Consider the following 23,883-nt stretch of genomic DNA (forward strand, 5'->3'; position numbering starts at 1 on the left):
CCAACATTATGAGTGACAAACAACATGCTCCATTGCTCAAAGCGGTGGATTTGAAAAAATATTACTCTGTCAAAAGAGGGGTTTTTGCTGCGGAAAAAACCTTGAAAGCATTGGATGGCGTTTCTTTTGAGCTAGAAAGAGGCAAAACATTGGCAGTAGTTGGAGAATCGGGTTGTGGTAAATCGACATTAGGTCGTTTATTAACCATGATTGAGCAACCCTCTGAGGGCGAGTTGTATTACCAAGAGCAAAACTTGTTAGTAAAAGATAAGTCTGCAGAGAAACTGCGTCGTCAAAAAATCCAAATTGTGTTTCAAAACCCTTATGGCTCTTTGAACCCTCGTAAAAAGGTGGGGCAAATTTTGGAAGAGCCGTTATTGATTAATACTTCATTGTCGAAAGAGCAGCGCAAAGAAAAAGTATTATCTATGATGGCAAAAGTGGGTTTAAAAACAGAACACTATAGCCGGTATCCTCACATGTTTTCTGGCGGGCAGCGTCAACGTATCGCGATAGCACGGGGTTTAATGCTTGACCCTGACATCGTGGTTGCTGATGAACCGGTTTCCGCGCTGGATGTTTCTGTTCGTGCTCAAGTATTAAATCTGATGATGGATTTACAGCAAGATCTAGGTTTGTCTTATGTCTTTATTTCACATGATTTATCGGTGGTAGAGCATATTGCTGATGAAGTTATGGTGATGTATTTAGGGCGCTGTGTGGAGAAAGGGACAAAAGAGCAGATTTTTAATAACCCTCTTCACCCTTATACCCAAGCGTTATTATCAGCAACACCAAGGCTGAATCCAGATGCTCGGCGTGAACGTATTAAGTTAACGGGAGAGTTACCAAGCCCTTTAAACCCACCACCGGGATGTGCATTTGCAGCGCGGTGCCGTAGAGCATTTGGCCAATGTACGCAATTCCAGCCAACATTGAAGGAATATGACCAACAGTTGGTTGCGTGTTTTGCAGTTGATGAAGATGAAAAACAGACGATAACGGTGAGCTGATATGTGAAACGGTAGAAAGGTTAACTTTCTGCCGTTTTTTATTTCATCGTGCCTTTAAATGGCGTTAACATGCTGTTTGTCCTAAATACCCAATCTTTCTTTTTAAACTACTCTTTTGCAGATAAAATCAAGTATACTGGCTGATGTTTCCATTTTCTTTAAAAAGCTGCTTGATTAGAAAGGTTGTGGCCAAATGAATACCCGAGTCCAACGCTCACTAACATTAAAAAGTATGGTCGTATTCTTTATGATTACGTTGCTATCACTTGCGCTTTTTTTAGCTATTCAATTCAGTTACTTAGTTGAGCAACGTAAGCAAGATTATTTAGACCAACTCAGTAACGCTGTAGTACAAATTCAAAAACCATTAACAGATTCATTGTTAAGCTCTGACCTCAACGAAGTTAAACGGCTACTGATAAGTTTAAAGACATCAGGCATTATGGGAAATGCGATTATTACTGTTGATGGTACAACGGTAATGAATCTAAGCTTTGCAACGCCTAAGCCGATACCTAATTGGGTGACTCATTTTGTGGGTATCCCTGTCGAAATGACCGTGCCACTGTATGCATACGGGAATGTTGTGTTGCAGGCTAAGCCTCAAGGGTATTTGACATTACAAGTTGACCCGAACCGTGTTTATCGGTTTGCGCTCAACACCCTTGCTTTGATGACGACAACTTATTTGTTGTTGGTGCTCATTATTGCTATTGGAATGACGTGGTGTGTCAGTCGTATGATAATAAGGCCACTGCGTAAAATCGCAATTGAGTTACAGACAAATTCTGAAGTTAATCAAATTGCTGTGTCTGAATATCATCGTGACGATGAGCTAGGTTTGCTAGCAAAAGGGTATAATCGTCAAAGAAAACAGCAAAAATCAGACTAAGCCATGAACATGGACTCAGCTTTATGGTCTAATATCGTTATAGTGGTGACAATGAAAAATGGAATAAAGCCAAACTATATCGTTTAACCCGATAAGTTCGCGTTTTTCGTTAATTTATCTGTCGTTATTTGCGGTTAAATATAAAGATATAAAACACATAGGGGTTTACATGCAGGGCTTGAAAGTTCGGTATATCATTGGTGTTGTATTATTCTCAGTCGCGCATTTAGCCGGCGCTGAGCCTTTACAACCTGATCCAGCATGGCAGCAAGGGAAGCTAGAAAATGGCTTTAGCTGGCAATTATTACAAACACCACAACGTCCAAATGACCGTATCCAGCTCAGGTTAGCAATTAAAACAGGCTCATTAACAGAAAAAGCGAGCGAGAAAGGATACAGTTACCTTATACCTAAAATGGCGTTGTTTCATCAAACTGAAGCATTTCCAACAACAACATTGCAAGAATTCTGGCGCCAGGCCGCAGACCCTGATATGCCAATTCCACCCGCGGTTGTTTCCTATGACTACACTATTTATAGCTTAAGCTTACCAAATAATCGCCCTGACTTAATTAAGCAAGCCCTAAGCTGGCTAGCGACTTCTGTTGCAGGTGCTGAGTATACAGAAACGACATTGCATAACGGCTTGACGGCACAAAATGTCCCAGTTGCAACACTACCTTTAAATGCCAACGATCCTGTTTGGCGAGCGCGTTTAAAGGGTTCAACGATGATGGGGTATGACCCTGGCCAAAAACCGAATGGTACTGTCGCTCTTGATAGTGTGAACTCGTTTTATCAAAAATGGTACACACCGGATGTGATGACATTGTATGTTGCGGGCCATGTAGATTCTCGAATGTTATCTGATTCAATCTCACAAACGTTCTCTTCATTGGAAGGTAAGCGCTCTGAGCCTGTTTCTGTTGCGGTATTATCAGCAGTAAAACCGCAATCTATTGATATTTTGCAGGAACAACCTGCGCAGGATACGCTTTCATTAATTTGGGACATTGATTGGCTACCCATTAAAGATTCAAACGTTTTACTGCGTTATTGGTCGAGTGACTTAGCGCGTGAGGCAGTTTATCGCTCTTTGCAAAAAGCGTTCAATCAGAAATTTAATCAAGGGGAAGTTGTTCCAGGGCTAGATTGCCGCGTGCAATATCAAAAAGCCAGTTGCACATTAACGGTGACGGCAGCGCCTGAAAAAATGGAAGCGGTGACAGATATCGTCGCGAGTGAACTTGCATCGATTAACCAAAATGGTATTGCTGCTGAGTTATTTGACGACATGCTCAAAGAAAAACAGGTGCAGTTATCGCAATTATTTGCTGCTTACGCGCGTACAAGTACCGATGTTTTGATTAGCCAACGTCTGATTTCCCAACAAAATGGGGTCGTTGACATCGCCCCTGAACAGTACCAGCGGTTAAGGCAAACTTTCTTGGCTTCACAAAGCCTTGAACAGGTAAATATGGAAGCCCGTCGGTTGTTATCTCAAGAAGCTGCTTTTGTATTAGCGCAGCCAAAAGATAAGCAAATGATGGATGCAGAACGAATTCGTCAGAAATTTACCAAGGTGTTATGGCCGCAAATTGCCGCGCCAGCATCAATAGAAGTGGCTCCTGTTAAGCCTGTTGCAGAAAAGCCAGCCGCACAATAAGTGGGCAAAATAGAAATATGAAAGATAGCTATTGAATGATTCAGTGGCTATCTTTTAATTTAATGTTGTTGGCTTAATAGCGATTCAATCACACAAATTAGCGCTTCTCGTGATTCTTTGTCATCAACAAACCCTGCTGCACTGGTTTTTGCTTCAGGTGCGTAATAGGCGACAGACCCCCAAAAACCCAAATGGGAATACAAGGTGATGCCATTGACAACATTCACCATAATGCCCAATCGATAGTGTTCTGCACCTTCGTGAGACCCCATACTTAGCATCGTCTCTAGTGTATTCGGTGATGAAAAAATATTCCCCTCAAACAGTGCTTCTAAAAATATCGCCATTTGTTTCGATGACATAACTAAGCCACCGCCACCATAGGCATCCATGGAGGCGTGAATATGAGTTCCATCCCATTTCCCTAAATATTGACGTGCTCTTGGGGCTGAGTCTTGGGATGGTTGTTCTAATGATTCCCAATAGGCACTTTCAAGACCAATAGTGTCGAAATGCAAAAGCTCTCTAACAGCTAGGCCAAGGGATTTACCTGTAATCCGTTCAATAATATCACCGAGCAAAATATATCCAGTATCTGAATAGATAAAGGATTCAGCAGGCGAAAATGTTGGAAACTGTTTACGCATGTACATTTCGATTTGTTCGGTTCGGCTCCAAACATAATTAGGTTGTTTAAGAACGGCTTTGAGGTAGTCACCATCTGCATGGTCTAGTAGACCACTACTGTGTTCTAGTAAATGGCGGATAGTGATAGCTTGAGTGTTATATTGGCTACTGAGTAGTGCATTATACTGCGGGTCAATATATTTAGGTATTGCATCATCAATACTGAGTTTTCCCATTTCAGTAAGGCGTAAAATGGCAGCGGCGGTAAATGTCTTTGTATTACTGGCAATTCGCAGCGGTGTATCAACAGTAAGAGGCATACCTTCAATATCCGCCCCTCTAGCACAGAAGGTATTCACGCTATTTTTGGTTTGATTATGGTAGTAAAGGACGACACCACAAGTTAAATTTTCGAGCTGTTGAATAGGGAGGGGCATAATAATCTCATTATTAAATGATTAAGATGAAGATGCATGCCATCTTAATCATATTTATACAATTCAATGTACGCTTTAAATGCGCTTAAAGAAACAAGTTGGCGACCATATGATGGCAAGTGTTTTTTCTTTTTATATAAATTTGGTGTTATGTTTATCTTCAATATAAGAACATAAAATGTACCCGGATATTGAAGTAAAGGAAAGAACATGAACAACTCGAATATATTTCTACAACGGTTAGGTTTGCGTTATCCCATCATACAAGCGCCGATGGCGGGTGTTTCTACTCCAACACTAGCCGCTGCGGTCTCAGAGGCTGGTGGGCTTGGCTCGCTAGGCTTAGGCGCAAATTCAGTGGAACAAGCTCGCCAATTGATTACTCAAACGCAAGCACTGACAAGTAAAGCATTCAATGTCAATTTATTCTGCCATTTACCGGCTAAACGTTATCCCGCTAATGAGCAGGGATGGATCCAGTATTTAGCACCTTATTTCGCCCAATTTAATGAGACTCCCCCTACTTATCTCAGTGAAATTTATCAAACTTTTTTAGATAACTCAGAAATGTTATCGATGTTACTCGAAACAAAACCTGCAGTAGTGAGTTTTCATTTTAATATTCCATCCACCGAGGTGATACAGCAATTCAAGCAACACGGTATCTATACCATGGCGACGGCTACTAATTTGCACGAAGCACAACAAATTGAATTGGTTGGAATTGACGCCGTTGTTGCACAAGGTATTGAAGCGGGAGGGCATCGAGGCATGTTTGATTTGCAAGCTTTAGATGAAGAACTCACCACTTATGAATTAGTGACGTTAATCTCTCAACATATTGATTTACCAGTGATTGCAGCTGGTGGCATGATGGATGGACAAGCTATCAATATGGCTTTAGAGTGCGGTGCTGCCGCCGCGCAATTAGGAACGGCATTTTTGCTTTGTCCTGAATCTGCTGCGAATGCAGGATACCGAGCTAAGATCAAGCAGCAAACTGGGGATCACACTCAACTCACTTCTGCAATTTCAGGGCGTCCAGCGAGAGGGATTATTAATCAATTTATTCAAGTAGGCAACGGCTACGAGACAAGTAAATTACCTGATTACCCATTAGTTTATGATATTGGTAAGCAACTTAATGCGGCGGCAATGAAGTCAGGTAGCGATGAGTTTGCGGCATATTGGGCGGGGCAGAGTGTGGCGAAAGCTCGCGAGATGCCAGCGTCTTTATTGGTTAAAACGTTAGCAGAAGAAATGAAACGCTAGTTTTAAGCGTGGTAGGGCGGGTTACATCACCGCCCTCAATAAGCTGCTATTCAACCATTTCGTTATCCAATGAACCTTTTGGCTCATCAGTGGCTATCCAAGCTGCACAAAATAAAGTTAAACGCGCAAAGAAGTAGAAGAAGGCCATTAGCCCAAGGACTGAACCAAATGCGGCTCCAGAAGGCGATGAAGCAAGGTTAGGCAAAATCCAAGTCATAATGGATTTTATGATTTCAAACCCAATGGCCGCCAGCAATGTTCCTTTAAATAGTGATCTGCGGCGATGTTGCATGCGCGGTAGGATCCAAAAAATCCATAAAAATAATAGGAAGTTGGCTGTAATGGATATGGTTAAACCAATCAGTGTCCAAGCAGGTTTTAGCCATTCTATACCGTCTAGCCCAAGCGTACTGACAATCGTCGCCTGTGCAGAGCCAGCAACAGAAGTCAGGGTAATTGTCACAATTAAGGCAATAAGTAGACCAATTAAAGCAAAGAAGTCGCGAATGTAGCGGAAAATAATATTTTCATGTTCATCTTCATTACGTTCCCATACAGAACGTGATTGCGCCAAAATAGCCAAGCGTAAGTTATTAACCCAATTAACTCCGGAGTATACGGCTAAAGCTAACCCGGTTAATCCAACTGTCGTACGTTGACGTATTGCCGTATCGATTGTTCTTTCTAATGTATTTGCGAGCGTAGGGTCAGTAATATTTGCAGAAATTCCACGAACTAATTTTTCAAGTAATTCAGGATTGCTGGCTAATACAAAACCGGCAGCGGCGAATGAAAACATTAAAACAGGAATTAAAGAGAGAAAGGAAAAATAGGTAATTGCAGCCCCAAACTGGTTTCCCATTCGGTCGTTAAAACGTTGTGCAGTACGAATGATATGAGCAATAAAAGGAATCGCACAAATAAAGTTCACAACTCGCATTGAGAAGGTCAATGCTTTTTTACTGCCATCAATACTTTTATTCAGTGTCGCTTTCAGTTTATTGGTATCTTTTTGTTCTTCTTCCTGCGTATTCGACATTTAATCCCCTTTTCCCGCAACTAAAATTGTCTGACTTTTCGACCTATTTAATGCCTATAAATGAATGATATGCACAATACTATAGCTTAAATTGGCCAATAAATTCATCCCAATGACTGTGTTATGAGATAAATAGTCATTGGGATGTTTGTTTAAAGTTAAAGTAACTAATTAATTAATCAGAGGAAAAGGGGCGATAGGCTAAAGCGCATCTTTATAAATTTTCAGCTCAGCTTGGGCCTCTTTTAATTCAGCTTGTGCTTCTGCTAATTTTCTCTCGCGCTTTTCAATTTTGCTACGGTCATTGCCCTCTAGTTTTTCTTCTTGTAATTCAGCTTCACGTTCTTGCACTTTTTCTGTTTTCTCTGCTACCTCTTTTTGGCTATCACGGTATAAAGATTCCGGCGTACAATAACGATTCACATTATCTAATGCTTCTTCTAAGCCTCTTACTCGATGCTGATTTCCATGTTGCTTAGCGTAATTGATTTGTTCTTCGATGCGTTGTTTTTTTATTTCGCAGCCGTTTTGTGTTTTTGCTGCCATTGCCGATGAGCTAGCAAAAAATAAAACACAAGCGCTGGTGGTGATAAGTAACTTATTCATAATTTACCTCTGTTTATTTTTAAATTTGTGTTTAGGATAGCGTTTTCTTTCATTCTGGTCATGTGAATTTTAGCATGACTATGGTTATGACATTTGTTGCTAAATTTAGCTATAATGAGGCGGAAGAATAAATCCGGTCTATTTTTTGTTCAAAAAGGCTATCTTTAAAGAACCTATTTAATAATAGTCATCTTAGTGGCTAATATTGAATTTCCTCAGGAAATAAACGTTACATGTTAAGTTATCGTCACAGCTTTCACGCAGGCAACCATGCCGATGTGCTAAAACACACGGTACAGAGCTTGATCATTGAATCTCTGAAAGAGAAAGAAAAACCATTTCTGTATATAGATACGCACTCAGGTGCGGGCCGTTATCAATTAACGGGGGAACATGCGGAAAAAACAGGTGAATATCTTGAAGGGATTGCGCGTATTTGGGAGCAACCGGATTTACCTGAGGAATTATTGCCGTATATGAATATTGTGCGCCAGCTGAATGATAATGGGCGTTTACGCTATTATCCAGGTTCACCATTATTGGCAAAATATTTATTACGTGAACACGATAAGCTGGTATTAACTGAATTACATTCGAGCGATTATCCATTATTACGTACGGAATTTTCACGGGATAACCGCGCGCAGGTTTTCAGAGAAGATGGTTATCAACAACTGAAATCTAAATTACCCCCACAGAGTCGACGTGGCTTTGCGCTAATGGACCCACCTTATGAGATGAAGACGGATTATGAAGCGGTCGTGAAAGGGGTGGTGGAAGGCTATAAACGCTTTGCAACAGGAACATATGCAATTTGGTATCCTGTTGTATTGCGTCAACAAATTAAGCGTATGGTCAATCAATTAGAAGCAACAGGCATTCGAAAAATACTACAAATTGAATTGGCGGTACGTCCTGATAGCGATCAACGTGGAATGACGGCATCCGGTATGATTGTTATCAACCCACCTTGGAAACTTGAGCAGCAAATGAAGAATGTGCTGCCGTGGTTACACAAAACACTCGTCCCTGAAGGGACTGGACATACGTTAGTTGAGTGGATTGTTCCAGAGTAAACTGTATTTTTGATAGGTAATACCGATTAAATTAACAGGTGTTATCTACCGTAAAGCGCTATTTATGCCATGACAATCAATAGCATGATGCGAGAAAATGCATTCATAAATCATTCAATCAATGGGAATAACCAAATTATGAGCAAACATTACGACTATATCGCAATTGGTGGCGGAAGCGGTGGTATTGCGTCGATGAACCGTGCAGCAATGTATGGGCAAAAATGTGCCTTAATTGAGGCGAAAGCATTAGGTGGGACTTGTGTTAACGTGGGCTGCGTACCGAAAAAGGTGATGTGGCATGCAGCACAAATCTCAGAAGCTATTCGCAATTATGGTCCTGATTATGGTTTTGATGCGACAATTAATCGTTTTGATTGGAAAACACTTATTGATAGTCGTACTGCTTATATTGACCGCATTCACCAGTCTTATGACCGTGTCTTAGGTAATAATAAAGTTGATGTCATCAATGGTTTTGCGCGTTTTATTGATGCACACACTGTTGAAGTAAATGGTGAAACCTACACCGCAGACCATATTTTGATTGCGACGGGTGGCCGCCCAGTGATCCCTGCTATCCCAGGTGCAGAATATGGTATGACTTCTGACGGTTTCTTTGAACTTGAAGCATTACCAAAACGTGTTGCGGTTGTGGGTGCCGGTTATATTGCCGTTGAACTCGCCGGTGTATTAAATGGTTTAGGTGCAGAGGCGCATTTATTTGTGCGCAAACACGCCCCGCTGCGCTCATTTGACCCGCTGATTGTCGAAACATTAGTGGAAGTCATGAATACCGAAGGCCCTAAACTGCATACGGAATCAATTCCAAAAGAAGTCGTGAAAAATGCAGATGGCTCACTAACATTAAAACTGGAAAATGGCCAAGAACAAACGGTCGATGCATTAATTTGGGCTATTGGTCGTGAACCAATGACAGATAACCTGAATATTGAAGCAACAGGCGTCGCACTGAATGAAAAAGGCTATATCAAGGTTGATAAATACCAGAACACCAATGTGCCGGGTGTTTATGCGGTTGGTGATAACACTGGCGCGGTTGAGTTAACTCCTGTAGCGGTTGCGGCTGGTCGTCGTTTATCTGAACGTTTATTTAATAATAAACCGGATGAACACTTAGATTACAGTAATATCCCAACGGTGGTATTCTCGCACCCACCAATTGGCACTGTTGGTTTAACTGAACCTGAAGCGATTGAAAAATATGGTGCTGATAAAGTGAAATGTTATAAATCATCTTTCACTGCAATGTATACCGCCGTCACTTCACACCGTCAACCTTGCCGTATGAAATTAGTTTGTGTTGGTGAAGATGAAAAAATCGTTGGCATCCATGGTATTGGTTTCGGAATGGATGAAATCCTACAAGGTTTTGCGGTTGCATTAAAAATGGGTGCAACCAAAAAAGACTTTGATAATACGGTGGCTATTCACCCAACAGCGGCAGAAGAATTTGTGACAATGCGTTAAGCATTGGTTATCTAAAATTAAAAGCGCTAAGTTCATCTGAACTTAGCTTTTTTTGTATTATTTTGCCAACAGCTCTGCAATCGCAGGAATGACTGCTAAGCTATCAAGGTATTTTTTCATCGCAGGAGTCGTTTCCATGATTTGGTATTTGACTAAAAACATGACAAACGCCCCGACATACACATCCACTGCGGTAAATTGCTCACCACAAATAAACGGTTTAGCGTTATTTAAGCCGATTTCTAAGCAAGCCATGGTGCGTTCGACAGAACCAAAACCAGAAGATTTTTGCTGCTCTTCATCTAATCGAATACCTAAGTTATTGATAGTGAATGCAGATTCAATGGGCCCTGCAGTAAATAGGAACCAGCGATAATAATCTGCACGTTTAGGGTCATTCAATGCAGGCGCTAAGCCTTTTTCAATAAATTTATCGGCTAGATAGAGACAAATCGCCGCCGTTTCCGTCACAATCGCATCACCATCAACAAGTGCGGGAACTTTCGCCATCGGATTAATTGCAAGATATTCAGCCGTATGCATATCTGCACCATAACCTAATTCAATACGCTTGTAAGGAACATCTAAAATTTTTAATAGTAGGTCGACCGTGTTGCCACGTGACATTGAATTAGTAAAAAGAACCAGTTCGCTCATGGTGATTTCCTTATATGAAATTGAGCACTTACTATAAGGGAGTTGAGTGTCAGAAATTGTCAGGAGAGACGCACAATACTTCTTTTTGCCAGCGTTCTAGCAGGTAGTTTTTTGGATAAGGGAGTTTGTCAGTAAGAGCACAATAAGATTGAATGCGGTCTAAACGAAAATGGCGATAACTTTTCCGTAATTCACACCAAGCAGCCAGTACTTGTGAATCTTTCATATAACCAATTGCAATTGGCCAAATAATTCGTTCACTAGGCTGGTTTTGTCCATCAAGATAAGTCATTTTGGCTTTGCATTCTTCTCGTAAACTTAAACGCAAGTCTTTAACGATGATATCGTTAATTTCATAGAAATGTGTGGTAGGAGCAAATAAGGTATTTTGATTTAGAATTTTCTGTGAATGACCTGCCACCACGGAGTTAATCTTACTTATCGCCCGTATTGCGGAGTTTTTTAGTTCACTATCTGCATTACTTTTTACCCAACGTAAACCTAATATTAAGGCTTCAAGTTCATTTTCATCGAAAGCTAAAGGCGGTAGTAATAGACCCGTTTTTAATTGGTAGCCAATACCGGCTTCCCCGACAATTTCAGCACCTTGGTCTCGTAGGGATTCAATATCTCGATAGATAGAACGCACGCTGACTTGCAGTTGTGATGAAAGTGCTTCAGCGGTAATAGGATAGCGATTATCTTTGAGTATCTGTAATAAAGTCAGTAAACGTTGGGTACGGGTCATTCGCGTATGTAAATTCTTTAGGTTGAAGGTCAATTGCGCCTATTTGAGCTATAAAATAGACGCAATATGACGATGTTATTGGCTTTTTTGCCACCAAGACACAATGTAATCAGCGATTTGCTCTGGGTTATTGATATCTAATTGCGGCACATGAGTCTCAATGATTTCATTACTGGCAATGGCAACGACATAGTTATCGATTAACTCATTGAGGGGTTTGCCAACTTCAGCACGAAATAATGCGATTTTATCGATCGGCTCATGTTTAAACCCTTCAACGAGGATCAAGTCCAACGAAGCTGGATCGAAACGGCTGGCTAAATAGCGTAGATCCATTTCATTAGCGTCGGGGGTTTCGGTCATTAACGCCCAACGTTTTTCACTAGCAACGAGCGTTTGGTCTGCACCTGCCTTACGTAATTCAAAGCTGTCTTTGCCCGGTTTATCCACTTCCATATCATGGTGGGTATGTTTAATTAAACCAACGCGAACATTACGTTTGCGAAGTAACGGGATCACTTTTTTTAATAATGTTGTTTTGCCAGTGCCGCTATAAGCGGTAATGCCAAGTAGAGGTAGAGTATTCTGATTCATGGCTATTTTCGTTGCCGCTCCCATAGACGGCTATCTTCCGGAGTATTTAAATTAATAAACGTGTCAGACTCTGACGTGAAAATGATACCTTTTGCGTCGATTTCACGCATAAATAGCATCAGTTTGCGATCGCCTCTTGCAAGGTAATCATCAAGGCGAGTTTTAAGCGAGTTGTGTAGTAAAGCGAATGTTGGATGCTCTCGCTCATTATCTTGTGCATAGCAGGCAAGGTGAGTGCCTTTCTCACTAAACATTTTTTTAGCTAAATTAAGTGGAAAATCAGGAACGTCACAAGGTACAAATAGCAACCACTCTGTCTTAGCATAGTGTAGTGCAGCTTGCATTCCAGCGAGTGGACCAGAAAAATCACTATTTAAATCAGAAATAACGGTCAACTGGCTTTCTCGATAACGCGCTTGATTGCGGTTTGCATTGATAATGACTTGGCCCACTTGGGGGCTTAAACGCGCTAAAATATACTGGTAGAGTGGTTTACTGAGTAAAGGAACTAAGCCTTTATCTTGCCCACCCATCCTGCTTCCTCGGCCGCCTGCAAGTATGACACCGGTTATTGACTGACGAAATGACATGTTCAATATCCTTGAATATCTTCAAGAAAATGTTTCAACATTCGTAGAAAACACTTTCGAGTATAGTAATTACTAAAATTTATTCTATTTTGCTATAAAATCAATGAATATTCCCGCGTATTGCAGTTAAACTTTACGTAGATTGACAACAGTTCGCTTTTTCTCTTGTATGATTATTGGTAACTTGTATCGAATATTCGTGATAAAGGAATAAACATGAAATGCCATCGCTTAAATGAAGTTATTGAGCTTCTGCACCCTGTCTGGAAAGATAATTCAGATTTAAACTTAGTAGAATTATTGCAAAAACTGGCTGACGAAGCGGGTTTTAAAGGCAGTTTATCTGAGTTAACAGATGATGTGCTGATTTATCATTTAAAAATGCGTGGCTCGGACAGCAATGAAGCGATCCCTGGTTTAAAAAAAGATTATGAAGATGACTTTAAAACCGCTATTTTGCGTGCCCGTGGCATTATTAAAGATTAAAACGTGATGGATCAAATAGAACATTCGAATTTCCATTTTAGTGGAATTTCCCCCGACTTAATTTTAGACGCCTTAATGGAAGTTGGGGTTTATCCCGAATCTGGGCTGCTTGAATTAAATAGCTACGAAAATCGAGTTTATCAGTTCCAAGACGAAAATCGGCAACGCTTTGTGGTTAAATTTTATCGTCCCGAGCGTTGGAATCGTTCGCAAATTCAAGAAGAACATGATTTCACTTTAGAGCTACGAGATGAAGGGTTATCTGTAGCTGCACCTCTTGAATTTGCAGGGCAAACGGTATTGGAATTTGGTGGGTTTATATTTGCAATTTTTCCGAGTGTCGGTGGCAGACAATATGAAACAGATAACTTGTTTCAATTAGAAAGTGTCGGCCACTTATTAGGGCGTATACACCAAATTGGTCAGCGTAAAAATTTTGCATTTCGTCCGACAATAGGCCTTGATGAATATTTGGCACAACCTCGACAAGTGATAGCATCGAGCCCTTTAATTGCAGAACGTTATAAGTCCCAATTTATAACGTCTTTAGATGCATTGATTGCACAAGTAAAATTGCAGTGGCCTAGCTCAATTTCATCTATTCGTCTACAAGGTGATTGCCACCCAGGCAATATTCTATGGCGCGATGAAGCTTGTCTGGTGGATTTTGATGACGCCCGAAACGGGCCTGCAATCCAAGACCTTTGGATGCTACTTAATGGCTCTCGCCAAGAACAAGTCATTCAATTGGATACGTTATTAGAAACGTATAATGAGTTTTGTGATTTTGATGTAAAACAGCTGAAGCTTATTGAACCTCTTAGAGCAATGCGCATGGTACATTATCTCGGGTGGATTATCCGCCGTTGGCAAGACCCTGCATTTCCTCGAGCATTTTCTTGGCTACAAGCTGATGATTTTTGGCAAAAACAATCGCTCGAATTTAATCAACAGATTGAACGGTTGCAAGACGCCCCTTTGCAGTTAACCCCTCAGTTTTAACTTTTAAGTTTTTGTTTTTGGAGAATGTAGTCTATGAAAAAAATTATGTTGGCTTTGCTTGGTATTGCCATGTCTTTTAGTGCTGCAGCGGCAAACTACACGGAAGGTAAAGAGTATACTGATGTTAAAGCTGTACCAAATTTACCGCAAGTTCTGGAGTTCTTCTCATTTTATTGCCCACACTGCTATCAATTTGAGAGTGTGTATAAAGTGCCTCAAACCGTAGAGAAAAACTTGCCAGAAGGCGTGAAAATGGAACGTTATCACGTTGATTTTCTTGGTCCTTTAGGTGCTGATTTAACCCAAGCTTGGGCCGTTGCGATTGTCCTGAAAGCAGAAGACAAAGTGACGCCTATTCTGTTTGAAGGTATCCAAAAAACGCAAACTATCAATAGCAAAGCAGATATTCGTAATGCCTTTATCAAAGCGGGTATTTCTGGTGATGAGTATGATGCAGCTTTAAATAGCTTCGTTGTAAAATCTATCGTTGCGAAACAGCAAAATGCAGCGCAAGACTTAAAATTGCGTGGTGTTCCTGCATTATTTGTTGATGGTAAATACCAAGTTCGTAATAACGGTATCTCAGTTGATAATGCCGCTGATTACGGCAAAGAGTTCTCTAACGTTGTGAACTTCTTAGTCAGTAAAAAATAATCGTAAATAGACGGTGGTAAATTTACCATCGTCTTTTTTCTCCTATCAATATCCACAATTCTAAGACGTTCTCTCTGGTGTATTAAATCTACTCAATCTTGTGCTAACTCTTTGATTTTACTTTCCTGTTTATACTGTTAATCTTCATATTACTTATTGAATTTACTGAGTAACACAAATTTACACACAAGGTTATCCACAGGATGTTAATCAGGTATTTAGTACATTGGTGTGATTAATTTAATTGTAAATAATAATTTTAACTAATCGTAATAAATAATGTATTTGAAATCGTGAATGATTTGATGTGCTTTTAACAATGCGATTAAGCGGAATATAAAACTTGGGATGTATCTGAGGCGACATTATGGCATCCTATTAGTATTCGTTCCTGACTAAAAGATGATGACAGATTATGGCTCAGATTGCAGAAAACCCCCTTATTTTGGTTGATGGTTCCTCTTACCTATACCGTGCTTATCATGCATTCCCTCCACTGACCAATAGTGCTGGTGAGCCTACAGGGGCAATGTATGGCGTGCTTAATATGCTACGCAGTTTAATTATGCAGTATAAACCTAGCCATGTAGCGGTTGTCTTTGATGCGAAGGGAAAAACATTTCGTGATGAATTGTTCGAAAGCTATAAGTCTCATCGCCCACCTATGCCTGATGACTTGCGCGCTCAAATCGCTCCATTGCATGAAATGGTGGAAGCGATGGGGTTACCTTTACTTGTTGTTTCAGGGGTGGAAGCCGATGACGTCATCGGGACATTAGCTTGTGAAGCAAGCCGAAAAGGTATGCCAGTGTTAATCAGTACGGGCGATAAAGATATGGCGCAATTAGTTGAGCCTAATATTACGCTCATCAATACCATGAATAATACTATTCTAGGGCCTGATGAAGTCAAAGAAAAATACGGTGTGCCTCCTGAGCTTATTATCGACTTTTTAGCCTTAATGGGGGATTCGTCAGATAACATTCCTGGCGTGCCTGGTGTTGGTGAAAAAACAGCACTAGCCTTACTGCAAGGCATTGGTAGCTTAGAAGCAATTTATAATGACCTTGAAGCTATCGCTCCATTAGGTTTTAGAGGCTCTAAAACCTTAGCCCCTAAAATGGCTGAAAACCGTGATGTTGCTTTTTTATCATATCAATTAGCGACAATTAAAACGGATGTTGAGCTGGAAAAAACCTGTGAAGAATTACAAGTTGTTCAGCCAGATGTGGATAAACTACATCAATTATTCAGCCGTTATGAATTTAAACGTTGGTTAACGGATGTTGAAAATGGGACTTGGATGGAGGGGAAAGGCACAAGTACAAAAGTGAGCCCAACGCCAGCAACGTCAGCTGCCAAGCCATCAATCCCAACAGCACCAACATTGAGTGCTGAAAATTACCAAACGATTTTAGAAAAAGCGGATTTAGAGCGCTGGGTTGAAAAACTGAGCAAGGCATCGTTATTTGCTTTTGATACTGAAACCGATAGCTTAGATACCCAAGAAGCCCGTTTAGTGGGCATGTCATTTGCAATTGAGCCAGGGCATGCCGCTTATTTGCCATTAGGTCACGATTACCTTGATGCGCCAGTACAACTCCCTCTGGAAGAGGTTTTGGAAGTTATGAAACCTTTGCTTGAGAGTGAAAAAATTCTCAAAATTGGCCAGAACTTGAAATATGATGCAGAAGTTCTTGAAAACTACGGCATTGAATTAAAAGGTATTGGCTATGACACCATGCTGGAATCGTATGTGTTAAATAGTGTTGCGGGAATGGGGCGCCATGATATGGACAGCTTGGCCGATCGCCATTTGAACCACAAAACTGTGAGCTTTGAAGAAATCGCGGGTAAAGGTAAAAAACAGCTGACATTTAATCAAATCGCCTTAGAAGAAGCAGCTAATTATGCCGCGGAAGATGCGGATGTCACGTTATTACTGCACCAAGCGTTATACCCACAATTAGAAGCTGAGCCAACGCTTAATCATATTTTCCAAAATATTGAAATGCCACTTGTGCCTGTGTTAGTCCGCATGGAACGCAAAGGTGTTTTAATTGACGCAAACGTACTTGCAGCGCAGTCAAAGGTGATTACCGCTCGTTTAGCTGAGCTGGAAAAAGAGGCTTTCGAGCTTGCAGGGGAAGAGTTTAACCTCGCTTCGCCAAAACAATTGCAAACTATCTTATTCGAAAAATTGCAATTGCCGGTGATAAAGAAAACACCAAGTGGGGCAGCGTCGACTAATGAAGAAGTGCTTGAGGAATTGGCGCTGAATCATGCATTGCCAAAATTGTTGCTCGAGCACCGTAGTTTAGCCAAATTAAAATCCACGTATACGGATAAACTGCCGCTAATGATTAACCCGCGTACTCAGCGCGTTCATACTTCTTACCACCAAGCCGTCACAGCAACAGGGCGTTTGTCTTCTCGAGATCCTAACTTACAAAATATCCCTGTTAGAACTGAAGAGGGGCGCCGGATCCGCCAAGCCTTTATTGCTCGTGATGGCTATAAAGTGATGGCGGCGGATTACTCGCAAATTGAATTGCGTATTATGGCGCATTTATCCCAAGATAAAGGCCTATTAACTGCGTTTGCGGAAGGGAAAGATATCCATAAAGCAACAGCCGCTGAAGTCTTTGGTGTACCACTGGAACAAGTCACTAGTGACCAACGCCGTAGTGCCAAAGCGATTAACTTCGGGCTTATCTATGGCATGAGTGCGTTTGGTTTAGCGCGTCAATTAGGGATCCCTCGTGGTGAGGCGCAGCGCTATATGGATCTTTACTTTGAACGTTACCCTGGTGTATTACGTTATATGGAAAACACACGCTTGCAGGCGTCTGAGCAAGGTTATGTAGAGACCCTCGAAGGTCGCCGTTTATATCTGGCAGATATTAAGTCCAGTAATGGGATGCGCCGTAAAGCCGCGGAACGCGAAGCGATCAACGCACCAATGCAAGGAACTGCAGCGGATATCATTAAAAAAGCCATGATTGCTGTTGATAATTGGTTGCAAACCGAAAAGCCACATGCAGATATGCTAATGCAAGTTCATGATGAATTGGTTTTTGAAGTGAAAGAATCTGAGTTAGAGCGTGTCCAAGCTCAGGTCCAATTGTTAATGGAACAAAGCATGAAATTGGATGTACCATTAAAAGTGGATGTGGGGATAGGCGATAACTGGGATGAAGCCCATTAATTTTTAACAATATTGAATCTACAAAACCTCCAATACGTTATTGGGGGTTTTTTTATGTTTAAGCGAATACATAACAGATAATTATGCATTTGAAATTATTAACTAGAAATTTAATATAATTCTGTAATAAATCAATTATTTCATGATGAAATTTGAGGATATGATTAACATTTTTATGCGACATATATCTCATAAATATGTAATTAAAATCCGTTTTTTGTCTTATTTCATTCGTATTATCATGCTGAATCGTAGACAGCTTTGAAAAAAAATTACAAAAAGGCTTTTTTTCGAGCGAAAAATAAAGTACATTAATAGGCGTAGGGTACAGAGGTAAGATGTTCTATCTTTCAGACCTTTTACTTCACGTAATCGGATTTAGCTGAATATTAGCTGCTCCAGTCAAGTATTTGACTGGAGCATTTTTTTATCTAAAATTCAGTGAATTAGAAGGTATGAGGGTGTAATGAACCATTTCTGGCTCACTACTAAAGAAATCAAGCCGGTGTGTTATACCAACTATCTAGCTTAATGCGGAGTTTATCGACACCAATCTTTTTCAGTGCTGAAAAGTATTCGACTTCAATATCCCCTTCAAGTGGAGCAAGTGCTTGACGCACTTCTATTAACTGTTTCTTTCTTGCTCCAGAAGCCAATTTGTCTGCTTTAGTGAGTAAAACCAGAACTGGCACATTCATTGCGACAGACCACTCAATCATTTGCATATCGAGGTCTTTTAATGGATGACGGATATCCATTAATACAACAAGCCCCTTAATGCATTCGCGTTTTTGGAGATATTCCCCGAGTGCTTGTTGCCACTTACGTTTCATTTCTTCAGGAACTTCGGCATAACCATAACCTGGAAGGTCAACAAGGCGAACGCCTTCCTCAACTTCAAATAGGTTGATTAGCTGAGTTCTTCCTGGTGTTTTACTGGTGCGTGCTAAGCTTTTTTGCTGTGTTAATGCGTTTAACGCACTGGATTTCCCCGCATTAGAACGGCCAGCAAAAGCCACCTCAATTCCGGTATCTTTAGGTAGATGACGGATATCGGGTGCACTGATGACAAATTTTGCCATCTGGTAGTTATGATTTTTAATTGCCATTTGTCTTTCTCCCTGAGTTAGCCTCAAAAGGCTCGAGGATTATAGCTTTGCTTAGCGCTTCCCGACAACTCGAAATATCCTCTTAACCGCTTTTCCCTTGGTGTCAGGTATTATTTTTTGTGTGTTGTAGTCTGCGAAATTGTAATAATAGAAAAATAACCATTATTAATGACGTTTTTCACTAAAATTGGTCTAGAATTTAGCGCATTTGGTGTGTTTTTATTTTTTGGCGTAAATATAGGTAAATCTTCAGCATTCTTGTTGGCTTCACTCTAGAATTGCTTGATTGCAGTTGTAATGAGCTATAACGAAAGGGACCTTACATGTTAAAACGAATTTTTGTGCCACTTTTGGCCATCTGCGCAATGAGCGCATCTTCTCTTGCATTATCTGCGGGTGAGACTTATGTTAAATTAGTCACGTCGGCGGGTGATATCGAATTAGAACTGAATAGTAAAAAAGCCCCTGTTACGACAGAAAATTTCGTTCAGTATGTTAATGAAGGTTATTACAACGGAACCACTTTCCACCGTGTAATCCCAGGTTTTATGATTCAAGGTGGTGGCTTTAATAAAGATTTACAGCAAAAACAAACCCGCGCTCCAATCAAAAATGAAGCGGATAACGGTTTACGTAATTTACGCGGTACTATTTCTATGGCGCGTACTGCAAATAAAGACAGCGCAACGAGCCAATTCTTTATTAATGTTGCTGATAACGCTTTCTTAGACCACGGCCAACGTGACTTTGGTTATGCTGTGTTTGGTAAAGTGGTAAAAGGGATGGATGTTGCAGATAAAATCTCTAAAGTAAAAACGGAAAACGTAGGGCCATATCAAAATGTCCCAGTTGAACCTGTTACAATTATTTCTGCTGAAGTGATTAAAAAACCGTAGCGATTAAAAACGATAGTCATTAAAAACTGTCGTGTCGAATACTGTGGGTAGGTTGTTTTAACGTGCCCACTTTTCTTAAAAAACGCTTTTCCTTCCTCTTTGAGTTTTTCTTCATTAACTATGTTAGTTAAAATGTGTCAGCGCTTGCTACTTTTTAACAGCCTTTTATTTCATTGTATTTAAAGTAATTCTTAACCAAAATACAGCTTTGTTATAGGGATGTAAATATAATTCCATGATTTTTATATGGAAATTTTCTCTGAGAAAAAACAATCATTGACTTAAATAGGCTATTTTCCTGCTTTGGCTGTGCTATGATAGCCGCCCTTATTATTTTTATGGTGTTTTAATCATCGTTCTGATTGCCAACATGATAAAAATATGCATAAGAAAATAATATATAATGATAAAAATCAGTCGGATAGGCTAATATGCTTCTACTTATTGATAATTACGATTCATTTACTTACAACTTATACCAATACTTTTGTGAGTTAGGGGCTGAAGTTGTAGTAAAACGTAATGATGAAATTACCATCGAAGAAATTGAACAGCTTTCGCCTACACATCTTGTGATTTCACCTGGGCCATGTACACCGGATGAGGCTGGCATCTCCCTTGAGGCGATAAAATATTTTGCAGGTAAACTGCCCATTTTAGGCATTTGCTTAGGGCATCAAGCGATTGGGCAAGCATTTGGTGCATCAGTCGTCAAAGCACGAGAAGTTATGCACGGTAAAACCTCTGCTATCCACCATAATCATCAAGGTGTATTCAAAGGCTTAAATCGTCCCTTAACAGTGACACGCTATCACTCGTTAGTGATTGCAGCAGAGACACTCCCTGTTTCTTTTGATGTATCCGCATGGTCACTGAATAATGGCGATGTTGATGAAATCATGGGAATACGGCACAAAACCTTGCCTATAGAAGGTGTTCAGTTCCATCCTGAAAGTATTCTGAGTGAACAAGGCCATGAATTACTAAACAATTTTCTAAAATATTAATTTAGCAATCGTATTCAGAAAAAATTAATTATGCATATTATGCCCTTTGCTATTGCTCTTTTTTGATTTTTTATTCATATTTAATGCTTATATTTTCATAATTGCATTAAATAAGAGCAGGTGAGGGGTATGTCTGAGCAACCAGTAGTAAATCGGCAAACTTTTGATCAAGTTATGTTACCTATTTTTTCGCCAGCGGAATTTATTCCAGTTAAAGGCGAAGGTAGCCGCGTTTGGGATCAGCAAGGTAAAGAATATATTGATTTTGCTGGTGGGATCGCTGTTCTTGCTTTGGGGCATTGCCACCCTAGTTTGGTGGCTGCGGTGCGTGAACAAAGCGAAAAGCTATGGCATGTCAGTAATATTTTCACTAACGAGCAGGCGCTAAAGTTAGCACAAAAGCTCACGAATGCGACATTTGCTGACCGCGCATTTTTTGTGAATTCCGGCTCAGAAGCTAACGAAGCTGCGTTTAAATTAGCACGCCGCTACGCTATTACTAAATACAGCCCCTATAAAACTAAGATTATCGCTTTCAAACAAGCTTTCCACGGACGCACATTATTTACTGTTTCGGTCGGTGGGCAAGCAAAATATGCGGATGGTTTTGGGCCAAAACCTGCGGATATTATTCATGTGCCATTTAATGACCTTGATGCTGTCAAAGCGGTCATTGATGAAAATACCTGCGCAGTTGTTCTTGAGCCAGTACAAGGTGAAGGTGGCGTCACCGCAGCAACAGCGAAATTTCTGCAAGGAGTTCGTAAGCTGTGTGATGAAAATAATGCCTTGTTGATTTTTGATGAAGTACAAAGCGGTATGGGCCGTACAGGTAAATTATTTTCTTATATGCATTACAATATTGTGCCTGATATTTTAACCACGGCAAAAGCATTGGGTGGCGGTTTCCCTATTAGTGCAATGATCACCACTGAAGAAGTGGCAAAAACCATGGAAGTGGGTGCGCACGGTACCACCTATGGTGGCAATCCCTTAGCGTGTGCAGTTGGTAATGCGGCGTTTGATATTATTAATACTGAGGAAGTATTAAATGGTGTCGAAAAGCGTCGTGAATTATTTGTCGCTCATTTAAATAAACTGAATGATAAATATCACATTTTCTCTGAGATCAGAGGAATGGGGTTATTAATTGGCGCTGAATTAGATGGCAAACTATTGAATCGCTCGAAAGATATCCTGCAAGCCAGTGCAGTAGAAGGTCTGATGATGCTCAATGCCGGCACCAATGTTTTACGTTTTACGCCTTCACTGATTATTTCCGAGGAAGAAATTAATAGCGGCATGGCGAAATTAGAAACGGCGATTGGTAAGTTATTGAATTAGTGGTTTATTGAAAAGTTGCAGAGGCATTTCTGTCTCTGCAACTTGTATCGTTAATATTACGTTCTATTTCGGCCAGATATTTTTATTGTATTTTTCGCTTTTAATTCTATTTGTTTTTGTTGCAATTGTTCTGGTGTGCTGGATATGGTGATGCCAGCAGCCAGACATTGACTGTTATGGGAATGTGAATAATTCACAACTGTTTTTTTCTGCATTAAACTACGATTGTTCTGTGTATTTTTTGCCGTGACGTTCTCTTTACTATCTATTGTTTTTTGTTTAATTTCACTTGGCTGCTTGACGATAGTTTCTTCATTTGTAGATAAATCATCTAGAGGTACGTCAGTAAGAGTTATTGTATTTAGAATGTATTCGTGTGACCTATGATGGAATTTATCAAGCAGAGTGAAATAGTTATTGCTTAACTCCTCTAGCGAGTTTTTTAATTCTCTATTTTCGAGTCTTAGTGTTTTAACTAATGACGAATCTTCCATTTCATTGGTTTCGGGCTTCGCTAAAAAAGTTAATTCGTCATCAAAATCAAAGTTATGGTCCTCATCATGATAAATAGGGGTACCATCTTCATCACAGATAATTAAATTTTTTTTAATTATTGACTCTTCTGGGGTTACGCTGTTTTTTTCTTCCATTAATTTTTTCGATATTTGACTTTTTTTGGGGTTAATGGATTTTTTATTATAGTTATTTAACGTTATATTATGAATTTTGTTTTTAATATCATCTAATTCTTTAATTAATAAATTTTTAATGATTAATTGTAAATTAATTAATGATTTTAAATTTTCATTTTGGTCTTCCACCCCAAATGTATTTTCTATCTCTTTATATGATGACTCTAATATTTCATGTTTTTTTTCAAGATAATAAATCCCTCTTATTTTTGACTCGTTTTTTATCTCTAATTTTAATTTGTATATATCATTTTTTAATTGTTCTTTAGTTTCAATTAATTCTATATTTTTAATATGGTATGTGTAATGGTCTATTAGGTCATTCTGTTCTTTAATTATTTTATTGTTGACTAATTCTTCTACATAGGGCTTGTCTATTTTTAATGCGTTACTTATTTTTCTATTAATTTCATCTTTAGTGTTTTTTACTGTTGGGGATATTTCAAACGACTTTTTAAGTAGTTCATTTTCTAATGATATTATTTTATTTTGATTTAATTCGACTTTTAATCGTGAGTTATTCTCATTTTTTTTGGTTTCTATTTTTTTTAACTCTAAGTAAAACTTTGAATCCATATTTACTTTGTTTTTTTTGTTAAAACTAAATAAATGAATGAAATTATTCAATCTAGTATTACGTATTTTCTTAATTATTGGGAAATAATTTTCCGCTATTTCTAATGCTATGTTTTTTTTAAAGATGGGATTGCTTACATTTCTATTGATGGTGTCTATGTGCATGAGAGATCCTTAATTATCAATTAATGCTATTTTGGG

23 protein-coding genes are annotated in these 23,883 nt (G+C 39.7%); 14 read left to right on the plus strand and 9 right to left on the minus strand.

The genetic code is table 11. From position 1 onward, the window contains the following. The first annotated feature begins 8 nt into the window (after window positions 1-8). The 3 genes from dppF (at window position 9) to ACU696_RS03860 (ending at window position 3,571) form a co-directional block, all read left to right on the plus strand. Window positions 9-1,013 (plus strand): dipeptide ABC transporter ATP-binding subunit DppF, encoded by a 1,005-nt coding sequence (gene dppF, locus ACU696_RS03850; protein WP_004266044.1) that lies wholly within the window; start codon window positions 9-11, stop codon window positions 1,011-1,013. 193 nt (window positions 1,014-1,206) lie between these two features. After that, window positions 1,207-1,905: a HAMP domain-containing protein gene (locus ACU696_RS03855; RefSeq protein WP_004266042.1), complete on the plus strand. Its 699-nt coding sequence runs from the start codon at window positions 1,207-1,209 to the stop codon at window positions 1,903-1,905. 169 nt (window positions 1,906-2,074) lie between these two features. Then, entirely contained in the window at window positions 2,075-3,571 is a 1,497-nt protein-coding gene (locus ACU696_RS03860; RefSeq protein WP_123382630.1) for a M16 family metallopeptidase, read from the plus strand. Between the two features lie 59 nt (window positions 3,572-3,630). On the opposite strand, the gene ACU696_RS03865 is transcribed toward ACU696_RS03860, so the two are convergent. Then, window positions 3,631-4,635 carry a serine hydrolase domain-containing protein gene (locus ACU696_RS03865; RefSeq protein WP_123382629.1) on the minus strand — a complete coding sequence of 335 codons (1,005 nt, stop codon included), beginning with the start codon at window positions 4,633-4,635 and terminating at the stop codon, window positions 3,631-3,633. Window positions 4,636-4,845: 210 nt separating this feature from the next. Here ACU696_RS03865 and ACU696_RS03870 point away from each other — a divergent pair, with 210 nt between their 5' ends. Beyond that, a complete protein-coding gene (locus ACU696_RS03870) occupies window positions 4,846-5,907 on the plus strand; it encodes an NAD(P)H-dependent flavin oxidoreductase (protein WP_109912892.1) in 1,062 nt (353 codons plus the stop codon). Between the two features lie 46 nt (window positions 5,908-5,953). On the opposite strand, the gene yhjD is transcribed toward ACU696_RS03870, so the two are convergent. Together yhjD and ACU696_RS03880 are read right to left on the minus strand one after the other, a co-directional pair. Continuing rightward, entirely contained in the window at window positions 5,954-6,946 is a 993-nt protein-coding gene (gene yhjD, locus ACU696_RS03875; protein ID WP_004266030.1) for an inner membrane protein YhjD, read from the minus strand. A 201-nt stretch (window positions 6,947-7,147) separates the two neighbouring features. Continuing rightward, window positions 7,148-7,552 carry a DUF1090 domain-containing protein gene (locus ACU696_RS03880; protein WP_209102375.1) on the minus strand — a complete coding sequence of 135 codons (405 nt, stop codon included), beginning with the start codon at window positions 7,550-7,552 and terminating at the stop codon, window positions 7,148-7,150. 233 nt (window positions 7,553-7,785) lie between these two features. On the opposite strand from ACU696_RS03880, the gene ACU696_RS03885 reads away from it, so the two are divergent. Next, window positions 7,786-8,628 (plus strand): 23S rRNA (adenine(2030)-N(6))-methyltransferase RlmJ, encoded by an 843-nt coding sequence (locus ACU696_RS03885; protein ID WP_004266023.1) that lies wholly within the window; start codon window positions 7,786-7,788, stop codon window positions 8,626-8,628. A gap of 138 nt (window positions 8,629-8,766) precedes the next feature. Further along, entirely contained in the window at window positions 8,767-10,119 is a 1,353-nt protein-coding gene (gorA, locus tag ACU696_RS03890) for a glutathione-disulfide reductase (RefSeq protein WP_004266020.1), read from the plus strand. Between the two features lie 57 nt (window positions 10,120-10,176). Here gorA and ACU696_RS03895 read toward each other — a convergent pair whose 3' ends face one another. The 4 genes from ACU696_RS03895 to mobA all read right to left on the minus strand — a co-directional run bounded on the left by ACU696_RS03895 (window position 10,177) and on the right by mobA (window position 12,708). Next, on the minus strand, window positions 10,177-10,776 hold the full coding sequence (locus ACU696_RS03895) for a glutathione S-transferase family protein (RefSeq protein ID WP_110731460.1): 600 nt from the start codon (window positions 10,774-10,776) through the stop codon (window positions 10,177-10,179). Window positions 10,777-10,825: 49 nt separating this feature from the next. Next, window positions 10,826-11,524, minus strand: a complete 699-nt coding sequence (locus tag ACU696_RS03900; RefSeq protein ID WP_209102380.1) for a helix-turn-helix transcriptional regulator — start codon at window positions 11,522-11,524, stop codon at window positions 10,826-10,828. Between the two features lie 75 nt (window positions 11,525-11,599). Further along, window positions 11,600-12,118: a molybdopterin-guanine dinucleotide biosynthesis protein MobB gene (mobB, locus tag ACU696_RS03905; RefSeq protein ID WP_209102382.1), complete on the minus strand. Its 519-nt coding sequence runs from the start codon at window positions 12,116-12,118 to the stop codon at window positions 11,600-11,602. Window positions 12,119-12,120: 2 nt separating this feature from the next. Beyond that, window positions 12,121-12,708: a molybdenum cofactor guanylyltransferase MobA gene (mobA, locus tag ACU696_RS03910; RefSeq protein WP_004265977.1), complete on the minus strand. Its 588-nt coding sequence runs from the start codon at window positions 12,706-12,708 to the stop codon at window positions 12,121-12,123. A gap of 216 nt (window positions 12,709-12,924) precedes the next feature. Between mobA and ACU696_RS03915 the strand changes: the two genes are divergently transcribed. From ACU696_RS03915 to ACU696_RS03935, 5 genes are all read left to right on the plus strand, one after another. Further along, the gene (locus tag ACU696_RS03915; RefSeq protein ID WP_004262581.1) at window positions 12,925-13,194 is read left to right on the plus strand and encodes a YihD family protein; all 270 of its coding nucleotides are present in this window, start codon (window positions 12,925-12,927) and stop codon (window positions 13,192-13,194) included. 6 nt (window positions 13,195-13,200) lie between these two features. Next, window positions 13,201-14,196, plus strand: a complete 996-nt coding sequence (locus ACU696_RS03920; protein ID WP_247602668.1) for a serine/threonine protein kinase — start codon at window positions 13,201-13,203, stop codon at window positions 14,194-14,196. Window positions 14,197-14,229: 33 nt separating this feature from the next. Further along, entirely contained in the window at window positions 14,230-14,850 is a 621-nt protein-coding gene (dsbA, locus tag ACU696_RS03925) for a thiol:disulfide interchange protein DsbA (protein ID WP_004265973.1), read from the plus strand. A 415-nt stretch (window positions 14,851-15,265) separates the two neighbouring features. Beyond that, on the plus strand, window positions 15,266-18,058 hold the full coding sequence (polA, locus tag ACU696_RS03930) for a DNA polymerase I (protein ID WP_004265970.1): 2,793 nt from the start codon (window positions 15,266-15,268) through the stop codon (window positions 18,056-18,058). Between the two features lie 338 nt (window positions 18,059-18,396). Next, window positions 18,397-18,444 (plus strand): hypothetical protein, encoded by a 48-nt coding sequence (locus ACU696_RS03935; protein ID WP_438361642.1) that lies wholly within the window; start codon window positions 18,397-18,399, stop codon window positions 18,442-18,444. A gap of 111 nt (window positions 18,445-18,555) precedes the next feature. Here ACU696_RS03935 and yihA read toward each other — a convergent pair whose 3' ends face one another. Next, entirely contained in the window at window positions 18,556-19,167 is a 612-nt protein-coding gene (gene yihA, locus ACU696_RS03940) for a ribosome biogenesis GTP-binding protein YihA/YsxC (RefSeq protein WP_004265967.1), read from the minus strand. A 323-nt stretch (window positions 19,168-19,490) separates the two neighbouring features. Between yihA and ppiA the strand changes: the two genes are divergently transcribed. From ppiA to ACU696_RS03955, 3 genes are all read left to right on the plus strand, one after another. Next, window positions 19,491-20,063, plus strand: a complete 573-nt coding sequence (ppiA, locus tag ACU696_RS03945) for a peptidylprolyl isomerase A (protein ID WP_004265959.1) — start codon at window positions 19,491-19,493, stop codon at window positions 20,061-20,063. A 431-nt stretch (window positions 20,064-20,494) separates the two neighbouring features. Next, window positions 20,495-21,070 carry an aminodeoxychorismate synthase component II gene (locus ACU696_RS03950; protein WP_004265957.1) on the plus strand — a complete coding sequence of 192 codons (576 nt, stop codon included), beginning with the start codon at window positions 20,495-20,497 and terminating at the stop codon, window positions 21,068-21,070. A 129-nt stretch (window positions 21,071-21,199) separates the two neighbouring features. Next, window positions 21,200-22,414 (plus strand): aspartate aminotransferase family protein, encoded by a 1,215-nt coding sequence (locus ACU696_RS03955; protein WP_109912898.1) that lies wholly within the window; start codon window positions 21,200-21,202, stop codon window positions 22,412-22,414. A gap of 56 nt (window positions 22,415-22,470) precedes the next feature. On the opposite strand, the gene ACU696_RS03960 is transcribed toward ACU696_RS03955, so the two are convergent. After that, entirely contained in the window at window positions 22,471-23,847 is a 1,377-nt protein-coding gene (locus ACU696_RS03960; protein WP_164528295.1) for a hypothetical protein, read from the minus strand. Window positions 23,848-23,883 lie beyond the last annotated feature (36 nt).

This window comes from Providencia sp. PROV_01 (assembly GCF_053098325.1).

Bases quoted from the DNA above. Each gene is read 5' to 3' on its own strand.
- dppF (WP_004266044.1), top strand. From the start codon at position 9: ATGAGTGACAAACAACATGCTCCATTGCTCAAAGCGGTGGATTTGAAA.
- ACU696_RS03855 (WP_004266042.1), top strand. From the start codon at position 1,207: ATGAATACCCGAGTCCAACGCTCACTAACATTAAAAAGTATGGTCGTA.
- ACU696_RS03860 (WP_123382630.1), top strand. From the start codon at position 2,075: ATGCAGGGCTTGAAAGTTCGGTATATCATTGGTGTTGTATTATTCTCA.
- ACU696_RS03865 (WP_123382629.1), bottom strand. From the start codon at position 4,635: ATGCCCCTCCCTATTCAACAGCTCGAAAATTTAACTTGTGGTGTCGTC.
- ACU696_RS03870 (WP_109912892.1), top strand. From the start codon at position 4,846: ATGAACAACTCGAATATATTTCTACAACGGTTAGGTTTGCGTTATCCC.
- yhjD (WP_004266030.1), bottom strand. From the start codon at position 6,946: ATGTCGAATACGCAGGAAGAAGAACAAAAAGATACCAATAAACTGAAA.
- ACU696_RS03880 (WP_209102375.1), bottom strand. From the start codon at position 7,552: ATGAATAAGTTACTTATCACCACCAGCGCTTGTGTTTTATTTTTTGCT.
- ACU696_RS03885 (WP_004266023.1), top strand. From the start codon at position 7,786: ATGTTAAGTTATCGTCACAGCTTTCACGCAGGCAACCATGCCGATGTG.
- gorA (WP_004266020.1), top strand. From the start codon at position 8,767: ATGAGCAAACATTACGACTATATCGCAATTGGTGGCGGAAGCGGTGGT.
- ACU696_RS03895 (WP_110731460.1), bottom strand. From the start codon at position 10,776: ATGAGCGAACTGGTTCTTTTTACTAATTCAATGTCACGTGGCAACACG.
- ACU696_RS03900 (WP_209102380.1), bottom strand. From the start codon at position 11,524: ATGACCCGTACCCAACGTTTACTGACTTTATTACAGATACTCAAAGAT.
- mobB (WP_209102382.1), bottom strand. From the start codon at position 12,118: ATGAATCAGAATACTCTACCTCTACTTGGCATTACCGCTTATAGCGGC.
- mobA (WP_004265977.1), bottom strand. From the start codon at position 12,708: ATGTCATTTCGTCAGTCAATAACCGGTGTCATACTTGCAGGCGGCCGA.
- ACU696_RS03915 (WP_004262581.1), top strand. From the start codon at position 12,925: ATGAAATGCCATCGCTTAAATGAAGTTATTGAGCTTCTGCACCCTGTC.
- ACU696_RS03920 (WP_247602668.1), top strand. From the start codon at position 13,201: ATGGATCAAATAGAACATTCGAATTTCCATTTTAGTGGAATTTCCCCC.
- dsbA (WP_004265973.1), top strand. From the start codon at position 14,230: ATGAAAAAAATTATGTTGGCTTTGCTTGGTATTGCCATGTCTTTTAGT.
- polA (WP_004265970.1), top strand. From the start codon at position 15,266: ATGGCTCAGATTGCAGAAAACCCCCTTATTTTGGTTGATGGTTCCTCT.
- yihA (WP_004265967.1), bottom strand. From the start codon at position 19,167: ATGGCAATTAAAAATCATAACTACCAGATGGCAAAATTTGTCATCAGT.
- ppiA (WP_004265959.1), top strand. From the start codon at position 19,491: ATGTTAAAACGAATTTTTGTGCCACTTTTGGCCATCTGCGCAATGAGC.
- ACU696_RS03950 (WP_004265957.1), top strand. From the start codon at position 20,495: ATGCTTCTACTTATTGATAATTACGATTCATTTACTTACAACTTATAC.
- ACU696_RS03955 (WP_109912898.1), top strand. From the start codon at position 21,200: ATGTCTGAGCAACCAGTAGTAAATCGGCAAACTTTTGATCAAGTTATG.
- ACU696_RS03960 (WP_164528295.1), bottom strand. From the start codon at position 23,847: ATGCACATAGACACCATCAATAGAAATGTAAGCAATCCCATCTTTAAA.